The following is a 13594-nucleotide window of genomic DNA, read 5'->3' as shown; positions in this document are numbered from 1 at the left end:
AACGTGTCACGTTGAGCTTAAGGGCTATTCCTTACAACAGTTCAAACTCGCTCTGCTTCACGCGGGCGGAGTCCACGCCGATAAAGACATTGAATTTGCCCGGCTCAGCAACGTATTTCATCTGCTGGTTCCAGAACTTCAGCGCGTTGACGTCAATCGGGAAGCTGACGGTTTGCGTTTCGCCCGGCTTGAGGTTGACCTTTTTAAAGCCGCGCAGCATTTTCACCGGCCGGCTCATGGAGGCAGTGACGTCCTGTAGATACAGCTGAATGACCGTTGCCCCTTCGCGTTTGCCGGTGTTGGTCACCTGCACGCTGGCGGTCACGCTGCCGTCGCGCGGCAGGGTGGCTGACGACATGGTGACATCGGAGACGCTAAAGGTGGTGTAGCTGAGGCCGTAACCAAACGGATACAGCGGGCCGTTGGCTTCATCGAAGTAACGCGAGGTGTACTTGTTCGGTTTCTCCGGATTATACGGCCGGCCGGTATTCAGGTGGCTGTAGTAGGTTGGGATCTGCCCCACCGAGCGCGGGAAAGACATCGGCAGTTTGCCCGACGGGTTATAGTCGCCAAACAGCACGTCGGCGATGGCGTGACCGCCTTCAGTGCCGGCAAACCAGGTCTCCAGCAGCGCATCGGCTTGCTGATCCTCTTTCACCAGCGCCAGCGGACGCCCGTTCATCAGCACCAGCACCAGCGGTTTGCCGGTGGCTTTGAGGGCGGCAATCAGATTGCGCTGGCTCTGCGGCAGGGTGATGTCGGTCCGGCTGGAGGCCTCATGCGCCATGCCCTGCGCTTCGCCCACCACGGCAACCACCACGTCGGATTGCTTCGCCGCCGCGACGGCTTCGTCGATCATTTCCTGCGGCGAGCGTGGGTCAACCTGCACCGCGTTCTCATACAGGTTAAGGAAATCGACAATGCCTTTATCGTCGGTAACGTTCGCCCCTTTGGCGTAAATCACTTTGCCGTTATCGCCCAGCGCTTCTTTAATGCCGGTCAGCACGGTCACCGACTGGTCGGCCACCCCGGCCGCGGACCAACTGCCCATCATGTCGCGTTTGCTGTCCGCCAGCGTGCCAATCACCGCGATGGTGCCGGATTTTTTCAGCGGCAGCGTATCGAGACGGTTTTTCAGCAGTACCAGGCTTTCGCGGGCCACTTCGCGCGCCTCTTTGCGATGCAGGCGGCTTTCCGCGTTGGTGTCCTGCGGGTCAGAATCTTTTGGTCCCAGGTGGCTGTACGGATCGTTGAACAGCCCCATGTCATATTTGACGTTGAGCACATGACGGGTGGCGTCATCCAGCTCAGCCATGGTCACCTTGCCTGACTTCACCAGCTCCGGCAGGTACTTGCTGTAATACTCGTCACTCATGCTCATGTTGATGCCGGACTTAAGCGCCACGCGCACCGCGTCTTCCGGGTCGGAGGCCACGCCGTGCTTAATCAACTCTTTGATGGCGCCGTGGTCGGAGACCGTGATGCCTTTAAAGCCCCACTGGTCGCGCAGGACGTCTTTCAGCAGCCAGGAATCAGCAGTCGCCGGGGTGCCGTTCAGCGAGTTCAGGGCCACCATCACCGCGCCGCTGCCGGCATCAAGCCCGGCTTTGTACGGCGGCATATAGTCGTTGAACAGGCGCTGCGGGCTCATGTCGACCGTGTTGTACTCTTTCCCGCCCTCCACCGCGCCGTAGGCGGCGAAGTGCTTGACGCTGGTCATCACCGAATAGCGGTCCGCCGGGCTCTTGCCCTGCATCGACTCCACCATCGCCTGGCCCATCATCGTGGTCAGATACGTGTCTTCCCCGAACCCTTCGGAAGCGCGTCCCCAGCGCGGGTCGCGGGAGACGTCGACCATCGGCGCCCAGGTCATGTTCAGGCCGTCATCGGCGGCTTCATAAGCTGACACGCGGCCCACGGTCTTCACGGCGTCAAGGTTAAACGATGAGGCCAGGCCGAGGCTTATCGGGAACACGGTGCGCTGACCGTGCAGCACATCGTAGGCAAAGAACAATGGGATCTTCAGGCGGCTAAGCTGCATCACCTGATCCTGCATCACGCGGATATCCGGCCGGGTGACGGTGTTAAAAATCGCCCCCACCTGACCGTTTTTGATCATTTCGCGGATCGCCTCTTTCGGGTTATCCGGGCCAACGCTTATCAGACGCAGCTGGCCGATTTTCTCGTCTACCGTCATTTTTTTCAGCAGATCGGTGACAAAGGCATCCCGCGCCTGCGGGGTCAGAGGGTGGTTACCAAACAGTTCATCCGCCAGCGCGGGTTGCAGCGCCAGACTCACGGCGACGCCTACAGTGCAGAGCCATTTCATTGTTATCTCGCTTTTTCTCAGACGGGGACTCGGTAAAACATAATAAAAACCGCAGTTTGCCATATATATAAACAACGCGCCCGCAGAATGCTAAGGTTCTTCTCTGATTTTTGCGAAACATTCATGCATCAAATTGTCATACAAAGCGCTATGCTTATCCTCGATATTTCGCGCACCACCACAAGGAGTGGAACATGTCATCTGCACCCACTAATACCCATAAAACGTTTCTGGCGGATCTGGCGCGCCTGGTTGGCCCTTCGCATCTGCTGACCGACCCGGCAAAAACCCAACGCTACCGCAAAGGCTTCCGCTCCGGTCAGGGCGAGGCGCTGGCGGTTGTCTTTCCCGGCACCCTGCTGGAACTCTGGCGCGTGCTTAACGCCTGCGTAGACGCCGATAAAATTATTCTGATGCAGGCGGCCAACACCGGCCTGACCGAAGGTTCGACCCCCAACGGCAATGATTACGATCGCGAGATCGTGATTATCAGCACTCTGCGCCTGGATAAACTGCATCTGCTGGACAAAGGCGAGCAGGTGCTGGCCTGGCCCGGCACTACCCTCTATTCGCTGGAAAAAGCGCTCAAACCGCTGGGTCGCGAGCCGCACTCAGTGATCGGCTCGTCATGCATCGGCGCATCGGTGATCGGCGGGATCTGCAACAACTCCGGCGGTTCGCTGGTGCAGCGCGGGCCCGCCTATACCGAAATGTCGCTGTTCGCGCAGATTGACGCCGACGGCAAGCTGAAGCTGGTCAACCATCTGGGCATTGATCTCGGCAGCACGCCGGAGCAGATCCTCAGCCGCCTCGACGACGAGCGCATCAGCGATAGCGATGTGCTGCACGACGGCCGCCACGCCCACGATCACGACTATGTGACCCGCGTGCGCGATGTCGATGCCGACACCCCGGCGCGCTACAACGCCGACCCGGACCGCCTGTTCGAATCCTCCGGCTGCGCCGGCAAGCTGGCGGTTTTCGCCGCGCGTCTGGATACCTTCCCGGCGGAAAAACGCCAGCAGGTGTTTTACATTGGCACCAACCAGCCGCAGGTATTGACCGAGATCCGCCGCCATATCCTCGCCGAGTTCCAGCATCTGCCGGTGGCCGGGGAATATATGCACCGCGATATTTACGATATCGCCGAGAAGTATGGCAAAGACACCTTCCTGATGATCGACAAGCTCGGCACCGACAAAATGCCGTTCTTCTTCACCATGAAGGGGCGCACCGACGCGATGCTGGAGAAAGTCTCGCTGTTTAAGCCGCACTTTACCGACCGCTTTATGCAGAAGCTCGGCCACGTCTTCCCGGCGCACTTACCGGAGCGGATGAAAACCTGGCGTGATAAATATGAACATCATCTGCTGCTGAAGATGGCCGGGGATGGCATCGAAGAAGCGCAGCGCTGGCTGACGGAATACTTCCAGCAGGCCGAGGGGGATTTCTTCGCCTGTACGCCGGAGGAAGGCAGCAAGGCGTTTCTGCACCGCTTTGCCGCCGCCGGCGCGGCCATCCGCTATCAGGCGGTGCATGCTGACGAAGTGGAAGATATTCTGGCGCTGGATATCGCCTTGCGCCGCAACGATACCGAGTGGTTCGAACATCTGCCGCCGGAGATCGACAGCCAGCTGGTGCATAAGCTCTACTATGGCCACTTTATGTGCCATGTGTTCCATCAGGATTACATCGTCAAGAAAGGGGTCGACGCCCACGCTCTGAAAGAGCAGATGCTGGCGTTGCTGAAAGCGCGCGGCGCCCAGTACCCGGCGGAGCATAACGTGGGTCATCTGTATGAGGCCCCGGAGAGCCTGCAGCAGTTCTATCGCCAGAACGATCCGACCAACAGCATGAACCCGGGGATTGGTAAAACCAGTAAGCAGAAATACTGGGGTGAAGCGGCACCAACGCCGGTCTCCCCGGCAGATCCGCAATAATCAGCGGCAGGACTATTCAGCCTGGCGCTTCTGTATTACGCTGCACGCCGGAGAATGTCTCTCCGGCAGATTCAGGAGCGCCGCCATGCCCGCAGAGGCCCCGTTACTCGACAGTGATTTAGAAATTCGTGAAGCGCTGCCCGACGATGCGCACGCCATCGCCGCGCTGTATGTCTGGCACGTGCTCAATGGCCGCGCTTCCTTTGAAGAGATCCCCCCTACCGTTGACGAAATGCGTAAACGGATCAAAACCGTCCGCGATAACGGGCTGCCCTGGCTGGTGGCGCTGTGGCGCGGCGCCATCGTCGGCTACTGCTACGCCACCTTCTATCGGCCTCGTCCGGCCTATCGTTACACGCTTGAGGAATCGATCTACGTGGAATCCGGGATGGGCGGGCGCGGCATCGGCAGCGCGCTGCTGTCGCGGCTGATCGCCGAATGCGAGAAAGGCCCGTGGCGGCAGATGCTGGCGATCATCGGTGATGGCCATAACAATGCCGGTTCGCTGGCGATCCATAAAAAGTTTGGTTTTACCGTGGCGGGTCAACTGCGCAGCGTGGGCTACAAAATGGGCGACTGGCGAGATACGTTGATTATGCAGCGCGCGCTGGGTGACGGCGACTGGACGCTGCCGGAGTGATATCCGGCGTCAAACCCCCGGCTCGCGGCGTAAACGCCTTAGCCGAGCTACCGTTCAGCGCGGTTCCGGAGAGGCGTCAGCCGCCATCCTGCACAAACACCGGCACTCGGCCTGATTGCCCGGCGGCGCTGCGCTTGCCGGGCCTGCGAAGGGGGCGAACCCGGCGCCAAATCACGTAGCCCGGATAAGGCGCAATGCGCCGCCATCCGGCACAAACGCGGCACGGTGTCGGGTATATTGCCCGGCGGCGCTGCGCTTGCCGGGCCTACGAAGGGGGCGAACCCGGCGCCAAATCACGTAGCCCGGATAAGGCGCGAGCCGCCATCCGGCACAAACGCGGCACGGTGTCGGGTATATTGCCCGGCGGCGCTGCGCTTGCCGGGCCTGCGAAGGGGGCGAACCCGGCGCCAAATCACGTAGCCCGGATAAGGCGCAATGCGCCGCCATCCGGGGGACATGTAGATTAATCGTTCTGCGCGGTCTGCGCGCCGCCTTTCAGCATCGCCTCCGCCATCTGCGATTCGCGCTGCTTTTTATAGCTCAGCGCCGAGGCGGGTACCGGCATCACTTTCCCGGTCTCGATCCAGGTCCGCAAGCGGCTGGCGTCGGCGAAGTGGGTGTATTTACCGAAGGCATCCATCACCACCAGCGCCACCGGGCGTTGGTTAATCACCGTACGCATAATCAGGCAGTGGCCGGCAGCGTTGGTGAAGCCGGTTTTAGTCAGCTGGATATTCCAGTTATCGCGATACACCAGATGGTTGGTGTTGCGGAACGGCAGGCTGTAGGCCGGATGGGCGAAAGTGGCGGTCTCTTCTTTGGTGGTGCTCAGCTGGCCAATCAGCGGATACTGCTCGCTGGCGATCAGCAGTTTGGTCAGATCGCGGGCGGTGGAGACGTTATGCACCGACAGGCCCGTCGGCTCCACGTAGCGGGTATGAGTCATGCCCAGCGCCTGGGCTTTGGCGTTCATCGCGCGAATGAAGGCATCGTAGCCGCCTGGATAGTGATGCGCCAGGCTGGCGGCCGCGCGGTTCTCGGAAGACATCAGCGCCAGCAGCAGCATCGTGCGGCGGCTGATTTGGCTGTTGAGGCGCACGCGGGAGTAGATCCCCTTCATTTCCGGCGTATGGCTGATATCCACCGTCAGCATCTCATCCATCGGCAGATGGGCATCGAGCACCACCATGGCGGTCATCACTTTGGTGATTGACGCCATCGGGCGCACCAGATCCGGCTGGCTGGCATAGATGATTTTTTTGGTGGCCAGATCGACGATCATGGCGCTGCCGGAGGCGATATCCGGCTGCGAGGCGGCAACCGCCGCGGAGGTTTTTGCTAACGCCTGGGGCGCAAAAGGCACAGCCAGCAGCAAGGTCAGGCTGAGCAAAGAGACTCGAAATTTCGGCATCATGGGCATTCTGAAAAGTATTTTTGCACGTTATGGAACGTACGCCGCGAGGTTAAGTGGGCAACATCGCTGGCAAACGCCATCATACCGCGCCGTAAGGCCCTGTGCCTAATAAGAATCGTGAAGAAATGCTGCATTGCCGACACAAAATACATATTTGCCGGCAATGCATATTATCCAGTGACGTGCGATCAGAAGAGTCGGTAACCATACCCCCACAGTACCACGGTGATCGCCAGCAGCACTTCCAGTACCAGCACTCCGATGGCCAGCGTCGAACTGGCGAAGCTTAACCCCTCTTCCCGGTTAATGCTCAGGAAGGTCGGGATGCCCAGATAGAGCAGATAGCCGGTGTAAAACAGCGCGATGGTACCGATCAGCGCGCACAGCCAGACCAGCGGATAGAGCGCCACAATCCCGCTCAGGAACAGCGGCGTGGCCACATAGCCGGCAAACACCATGCAGCGTTTCAGGGAAGGCTGCTGCGGATACTGCCTGGCCATCCACCAGATAACCCGCCCCATGATCGCCACCCCGGCCAGCATCACGGCATAAAACAGTACCGCCAGCGCCAGACCGGTCAACATCGACAGTTTAATAACGGTGCCGTCGCCGAAGTTCCAGCCCAGCTGCGTGGTGCCGATAAAGGCGCACACCACCGGAACCGCCGCCATCAGCAGCACATGGTGCGTATAGTGATGAGAAATGGTTTCATTCTCGCTCTTAATCACGCTCATTTCCCGGTTGGGATGAGCGAAGAGCCCCCAGACATGGTTCATAGCGTCCCCCTTGTCACGGCTTCGTACTGCACTGATCCAAGTATAATTCACCCTGTAGGTTATTTTGTGTACAGCGCAAAAAAACTGCGTCGCCGCGTTTTGGTCAGCAGGGTGTATGATTAACAGGTGATGAGATAAGGAGATAAGCTGTTTATGGATATCAATCACCTGATTTCCCAGTATGGCTACGCGGCGCTGATCGTCGGCAGCATGGCGGAAGGTGAGACCATTACCCTGCTGGGCGGCGTCGCAGCGCATCAGGGGTTACTGAAGTTTCCCCTGGTGGTGCTCGCCGTCGCCCTCGGCGGGATGATTGGCGATCAGCTGCTCTATCTGGTCGGCCGCCGCTTCGGGGGACGCATTCTGCGCCGTTTCGCCAGCCAGAAGGCGCGAATACGTAAAGCGCAGCGCATGATCCAGCACCGGCCGTGGCTGTTTGTCATCGGCACCCGCTTTATGTATGGCTTCCGGGTAATCGGCCCCCTGCTGATCGGCGCCAGCCGCCTGCCGCCGCGCATTTTCCTGCCGTTGAATATTGTCGGAGCGCTGGTGTGGGCCCTGCTGTTTACCACCATTGGCTATCTCGGCGGCGAGGTGGTTGGCCCGTGGCTGCACCATCTGGACGCCCATCTGAAGCACTGGATCTGGCTGATCCTCGCGGTAGGACTGGTGGTCGCCGCCCACTGGTGGCTCAGGCGGCGAGAAAGGAAGAAGAAAGACTAAACGGCGCCCCCGCAGGCGCGCCGTTGCGCCGGTTATTTCACGCTCTGGTGATAGCCGCCGCCGAGAGCAGAAGTCAGCTGAATGCTGGCGTCAATCCACTGGCCGTGCAGGCGCAATGCGGTAATGCGCTCCTGCAGCGCCGGAAGCTTCGCCATACTGACTCTGGAGCCGGGTAAGATCCCCGCCGCCATTCGGGCCTGCGCCAGGTTCACCACCCGCTGGGCGTCTTTTTCAACCTGCTGCTGCTGCTGGCTTTTGGCCATCAGCGTCTCGACCTGGCTGGCGGTTTTCGCCACCTGGTTGACGGCATCCACTACCGCTTTGTTGTACTGCGCTATCGACAGGCTGTTCTGCGCGCTGGCGATATCCAGATTGGCATTGAGGCGGCCGCTGTCAAAGATCGGCAGCGTCAGTCCGGCGGTGACGCCCATCTGCTGCGCCGAGTGACGGAAAAGATCGCTTAAGTGCAGGGCATCCTGCTGCAGGAACGCCATCAGATTGATGTCGGGATAAAACGCCGCTTTCGCCGCGTCCACTTCGCTCAGCGATGCCTCAATGTACCAGTGAGCAACCTGCAGATCCGGGCGGCGCGCCAGCAGCTCATAGCCGAGGGTATCAGGCAGCTGCGCGCTGACCGTCGGCAGGCTGACCGGTTTGAGATTCAGCGACTGGCTCTGGCTGTTGGTCAGGGCCATCAGGCGCGCTTCAATCTCTTTCATCGTGCCCGCCACGTCCGCCAGCTGCTGGTCGGTTTTGCTGACGTTAATATCGTTCTCCGCCCCTTCGGCGGAGTTGGTGATCCCGCGCTGCAACAGGGCCTTGTCGACCGTCACGATATTATTTTGCTCACCCTTCACCTGCTGCAGCACCGCTTTAATCGCCGCTTCCGTCTGCCACTGCCAGTACAGGCGCGCCACGCTGCCAGAAAGCAATTCGCGGGTCTGGGCCTGCTCCGCCACCTGGGCTTTCAGCTCGCCGATGCGCGCTTTCACCAGCGCGCGGTTTTTACCCCACAGGTCCAGATCCCAGCCAGCGGTCAGGCCGAAGGTGCCGTTGGTGTACCACGGGCCGGTATTGCCGTCGGTGTCGGTGGCGAACGGCCCCATCAGGCCTTCGGCCGACATGCGCTGGCGTTCAACATCGGCGGAGAAATCCATCTCCGGGCCAAGATTCGCCTGCGACATTCGCGCCTGCGCTTCGGCAAGCCTGATGCGCTGTTCGGCAATTTGCATATCCGGCGCATTGGCGAGTGCGCGCTGAATCAGATTATCCAGTTGGGCATCGTGGTAGTCTTTCCACCAGTCGGTCTGCGGCCAGCCATTTTTGACGGCGGCAGGGAGATCCATGGAAACATGGGAGGCTGGAATTTGCTGCTGCGGCGGATTAGCAACCTCATGAGATGGCGCGCAGCCAGCCAGCGCGATGGCCAGGGGCAATGCCGCCAGCACGCTTTTATTTAATATCAATTTCATTAGACAGGTCAGATAACTTAATCAGGTTGGTTATCATAAGTTAATTGAATTAAACGCGTTTAGTAAAGCGTGTGACTAAATTATTAGTTAGCTAAAAATAAACAACCTTATCAATTCAAGGGATGAATATGAGTCAGAATATTTATGACGACCCGCAGTTTTTTGCCGGCTATGCGACCCTCGATCGCTCGGTGAAGGGGCTGGATGGCGCACCGGAGTGGCCTTCCCTGCAGGCAATGTTGCCGCCGATAACCGGTTTGCGGGTGGTGGATCTCGGCTGCGGCTACGGCTGGTTTTGCCGCTGGGCACAGCAGCAGGGAGCCAGCCAGATAACCGGTTTTGATATCTCTCAGCGCATGCTGGCGCAGGCGCGGGAGATGACCCGCGGGGATGAGATTGTCTACCGCTGCGCCGATCTGCAAACCCTGACGCTGCCCACCAACAGCTGCGATCTGGTCTACAGCTCGCTGGCGCTGCATTATTTACCGGACATTGCCCCGCTCTTCGCCACCCTGCAGCAGGCGCTGGTTCCCGGCGGCACCCTGGTCTTTTCCGCCGAACATCCCATCTATACCGCCCCCTTGCAGCAGGGCTGGCGGGTGGATGACCAGGGACAGAAAAGCTGGCCGGTCAGTCACTATCAGCAGGAGGGTGAGCGCGTCAGCAACTGGTTTGCCGAGGGCGTCATCAAGCAACATCGCAAGCTCTCAAGCTGGATAAACGCGCTTATCGCCGCGGGTTTTGTGCTGGAGCAGCTGGATGAGTGGGGTCCGAGCGCCGAACAGATTGTCCAACAGCCCGCCCTGGATGAAGAGAAAGAACGTCCGATGATCTTTTTACTGCGCGCGCGTAAACCGGGCTAATCCCCCGCCCGGCGATGACCGGGCGGGCATCCTTTACGCTTTCAGGCTGGCGCCGCGGCTGGCAATCACCTCTTTATACCAGTCAAAACTCTTCTTCTTACTGCGCGCCAGGGTGCCGGTGCCGTCATCATGACGGTCGACATAGATAAAGCCATAGCGCTTCGACAGCTCCGCCTTCGAGGCGCTCACCAGGTCAATCGGCCCCCAGCTGGTAAAGCCCATCAGCTCAACGCCATCGTCAATGGCTTCCCGCGCCTGCACCAGATGGTCGTTCAGGTAACTGATGCGGTAGTCATCGTTAATGCTGCCATCGGCTTCCACCTTATCCTTGGCGCCCAGACCATTTTCCACGATAAACAGCGGCTTCTGATAGCGATCCCACAGCACGTTCAGCAGCGTACGCAGGCCCAGCGGGTCTATCTGCCAGCCCCACTCCGAGCTCGCCAGGTGCGGGTTCGGCACCATGCTGAGAATATTGCCGCGCGCCTGCTGGTTCAGCGCCTCGTCGGCGGTGACGCAGCCGGTCATGTAGTAGCTAAAGGAGATAAAGTCGACGGTGGTTTTCAGCGCTTCACGATCGGCATCGGTAATGGTGAGTGTGATACCGTTGTCGCGGAAAAAGCGCAGCATATAGCCCGGGTACGCGCCGCGCGCCTGCACGTCGCCAAAGAACTGCCAGCTGCGGTTCTCCTGCAGCGTCTCAAACACATCTTCCGGTTTGCAGCTCAGGGGATACATCAGCCCGCCGAGCAGCATATTGCCGATTTTGCCCTCGGGCACCAGCTCGTGACAGGCTTTAACCGCCAGAGCGCTGGCCACCAGCTGGTGGTGAATCGCCTGATACACCTCGCCTTTGCTGCTGCCGGCCGGCAGGCCGACGCCGGTCATCGGAGCATGCAGCGACATATTGATTTCGTTAAAGGTCAGCCACAATTTGACCTTATTTTTATAGCGGCTGAACACCGTGCGGGCGTAGCGCTCAAAGAAACCAATCACCTCCCGGCTGCCCCAGCCGCCGTAGTTTTTTACCAGCGCCCACGGCATTTCATAATGCGACAGCGTCACCAGCGGGGTGATGTTGTGCTTCGCCATCTCGTCGAACAGCTTGTCGTAGAACGCGAGACCGGCTTCGTTGGGCTCGGCGTCATCGCCGTTGGGATAGATGCGGGTCCAGGCGATGGACACCCGCAGGCAGTTAAAGCCCATCTCGGCGAACAGAGCGATATCTTCCGGGTAGCGATGGTAAAAATCGATCGCCACATCCTTAATACCGCTGTCGCCGGGTACGCGCTCGACCACCTCGCCGAACACGCCGTGCGGCTGCACATCGGAGGTGGATAAGCCTTTGCCCTCTTCCAGATAAGCCCCTTCCACCTGATTCGCCGCGGTCGCGCCGCCCCATATAAAATCCGCCGGGAATGTTTTCATCTCTCTCTCCTGTGATTAATGGCTGACTGACAACAGCGGCTGGCCGGCTTCGACGGCGCTGGACGCCACCGTATCAATTTCCCGGTAGTCGTCGCTGTTGCTGATAATGATCGGGGTCGCCAGGTCGTAACCGGCATCCAGAATCGCCTGACGATCGAACTCGATCAGCAGATCGCCGGCCTGCACCCTGTCGCCCTCTTTGACATGTGCGGTAAACGGCACGCCGTCGAGTTTGACCGTGTCGATGCCGACGTGGATCAACAGCTCAATGCCGCTGTCGCTCTGCAGGCCGATGGCATGTTTAGTCTGAAACAGGGAAGCCACTTCGCCCGGGAACGGGGCAATCACTTGGCCCACCGCCGGGATAATGGCGACCCCTTTACCGAGCAGGCCGCTGGCGAAGGTGCTATCCGGCACCTGCTCAAGGGCGATAACGCTGCCGCTCATCGGCGCCAGAATATCGTTTGCCGAGGCCGGGGCTACCGTCACGGCGCCCGGTGCAGCGCTGGCGCGCGGCATGCCGGCGAAGAAGGTCAGCACGCAGGCAAGCACGAAAGCCACGCCGGTGCCGATAAGCCCGCCCCAGACGCTGGCGTCAATCCCGCCAGGCGGGATCATCTGCGCCGGGAAAAAGATATTCGGCACACCGAACGAGTAAGCATGGCTATTACTGAAGGCAGTGATCGCCCCGCCGATGGCGCCGGCGATACAGCCGAAGATAAACGGACGACGCAGCGGCAGGGTCAGTCCGTAGATAGCCGGCTCGGTGATGCCAAACAGCCCGGCAGAGAAGGCGGAACCGGCCAGCATCCGCTGACGCGCATCGCGGGTGGCCAGCAAAATCCCCAGAACCGCCCCCACCTGGGCAATCACCGCCGGAAGAATAATCGGCAGCATGGAGTCGTGACCAAGTACTGTCATGTTGTTGATCATCAACGGCACCAGCCCCCAGTGCAGGCCAAAAATAACGCACACCTGCCACATGGCGCCCAGTACCGCGCCCGCCAGCCATGGGGCAAACGCATAAATGAACTGGTAGCCGTTGGCCAGCAGATGGCTCAGCCAGGTGGCGACCGGGCCAATCACCAGGAAGGTGAGCGGGACCACCACCGCCAGGCAGATCGCCGGGGTGAAGAAGTTTTTCATCGATGACGGCAACAGCGCGTTGCTCTTGCGCTCCAGCCAGCAGCAGACCCACGAGGCGAGAATAATCGGGATCACTGACGAGCTGTAGTTGATAAAGGTCACCGGGATGCCGAGAAAGTGCTCCACCGCCGCGCCCGGCGCCTGGCTGGCCTCAAAGGCCTGAATCATCAGCGGGTGGGTTAACGCCCCGCCAATCACCATCGAGATAAACGGATTACCGCCAAACTTCTTCCCGGCGGTATAGCCAAGAAACAGCGGGAAGAAAAAGAACAGCGCGTCGCTGGCGGCAAACCAGATTTTATAAGTCCCCTGCTCCGGCGTAAGCCAGCCGCAGGTCACCGCCAGCGCCAGCAGGCCTTTCAGCAGACCGGTCGCCGCCATCACGCCGATAAACGGTGTAAAAATGCCGGAAATGATGTCGATAAGCTGGCTTAACACCGATCCTTTGGCCGCTTTTTCCCCGGCAACCGGTTCGCTGTCATCGCTTAACCCCGCCTCCTGGCGCACCGCCAGCCAGACGTCGTGAACGTGGTTGCCAATCACCACCTGAAACTGGCCACCGCTCTCCACCACCATAATGACGCCCGGATTGGCCTTCAGCCCTTCGGCATCGGCTTTGCCGTTATCTTTCAGTTTAAAACGCAGACGTGTCGCACAGTGAACCAGACTCACAATGTTCTCTTTGCCGCCGACGCGGTTGAGAATATCCTGCGCGAGTGCTTTATATTCCATGCTCTTTTCCTTACTGCCGCTGCCCGCAGACAACCGGCGACTGAGTAGTAAAAAATAAAAAAACCCGAGAACCACGCCGGTCGGCGTCGCGCTCAGGTTTTGCCTGCATCATGCAGTAACAATCCAGTTTT

Annotated in this window: 9 protein-coding genes and 1 pseudogene; 4 read left to right on the top strand and 6 right to left on the bottom strand. The window is 59.6% G+C overall.

Annotated features, from left to right (window positions below; all coding sequences use genetic code 11):
* Positions 1 to 31 precede the first annotated feature (31 nt).
* A complete protein-coding gene (bglX, locus tag R0140_RS07935; RefSeq protein WP_075205777.1) occupies positions 32 to 2329 on the bottom strand; it encodes a beta-glucosidase BglX in 2298 nt (765 codons plus the stop codon).
* A gap of 194 nt (positions 2330 to 2523) precedes the next feature.
* On the opposite strand from bglX, the gene dld reads away from it, so the two are divergent.
* The gene (gene dld / locus R0140_RS07930; protein ID WP_008804046.1) at positions 2524 to 4269 is read left to right on the top strand and encodes a D-lactate dehydrogenase; all 1746 of its coding nucleotides are present in this window, start codon (positions 2524 to 2526) and stop codon (positions 4267 to 4269) included.
* An 85-nt stretch (positions 4270 to 4354) separates the two neighbouring features.
* Positions 4355 to 4909 (top strand): GNAT family N-acetyltransferase, encoded by a 555-nt coding sequence (locus R0140_RS07925; RefSeq protein WP_008804045.1) that lies wholly within the window; start codon positions 4355 to 4357, stop codon positions 4907 to 4909.
* A 463-nt stretch (positions 4910 to 5372) separates the two neighbouring features.
* On the opposite strand, the gene pbpG is transcribed toward R0140_RS07925, so the two are convergent.
* Positions 5373 to 6323, bottom strand: a complete 951-nt coding sequence (pbpG, locus tag R0140_RS07920; RefSeq protein WP_022064810.1) for a D-alanyl-D-alanine endopeptidase — start codon at positions 6321 to 6323, stop codon at positions 5373 to 5375.
* 188 nt (positions 6324 to 6511) lie between these two features.
* The gene (locus R0140_RS07915) at positions 6512 to 7099 is read right to left on the bottom strand and encodes a Yip1 family protein (protein WP_008804043.1); all 588 of its coding nucleotides are present in this window, start codon (positions 7097 to 7099) and stop codon (positions 6512 to 6514) included.
* Between the two features lie 153 nt (positions 7100 to 7252).
* Between R0140_RS07915 and R0140_RS07910 the strand changes: the two genes are divergently transcribed.
* A complete protein-coding gene (locus R0140_RS07910; protein WP_094916842.1) occupies positions 7253 to 7822 on the top strand; it encodes a DedA family protein in 570 nt (189 codons plus the stop codon).
* A 32-nt stretch (positions 7823 to 7854) separates the two neighbouring features.
* Here R0140_RS07910 and mdtQ read toward each other — a convergent pair whose 3' ends face one another.
* The gene (gene mdtQ, locus R0140_RS07905; RefSeq protein ID WP_008804041.1) at positions 7855 to 9294 is read right to left on the bottom strand and encodes a multidrug resistance outer membrane protein MdtQ; all 1440 of its coding nucleotides are present in this window, start codon (positions 9292 to 9294) and stop codon (positions 7855 to 7857) included.
* Between the two features lie 128 nt (positions 9295 to 9422).
* On the opposite strand from mdtQ, the gene R0140_RS07900 reads away from it, so the two are divergent.
* Positions 9423 to 10157 carry a class I SAM-dependent methyltransferase gene (locus tag R0140_RS07900; RefSeq protein WP_072122946.1) on the top strand — a complete coding sequence of 245 codons (735 nt, stop codon included), beginning with the start codon at positions 9423 to 9425 and terminating at the stop codon, positions 10155 to 10157.
* 33 nt (positions 10158 to 10190) lie between these two features.
* On the opposite strand, the gene R0140_RS07895 is transcribed toward R0140_RS07900, so the two are convergent.
* Positions 10191 to 11585, bottom strand: coding sequence for a glycoside hydrolase family 1 protein (locus R0140_RS07895; RefSeq protein WP_200083417.1), 1395 nt, complete (start codon positions 11583 to 11585; stop codon positions 10191 to 10193).
* A gap of 15 nt (positions 11586 to 11600) precedes the next feature.
* Positions 11601 to 13575: pseudogene (gene bglF / locus R0140_RS07890) on the bottom strand (PTS beta-glucoside transporter subunit IIABC).
* Positions 13576 to 13594: the final 19 nt, after the last annotated feature.

Origin of the sequence: Klebsiella sp. w6, assembly GCF_033100215.1 — a bacterium.
In the GTDB taxonomy this organism is placed as follows: domain Bacteria; phylum Pseudomonadota; class Gammaproteobacteria; order Enterobacterales; family Enterobacteriaceae; genus Klebsiella; species Klebsiella variicola.
This window is presented reverse-complemented; position numbering and strand designations above follow the sequence as displayed.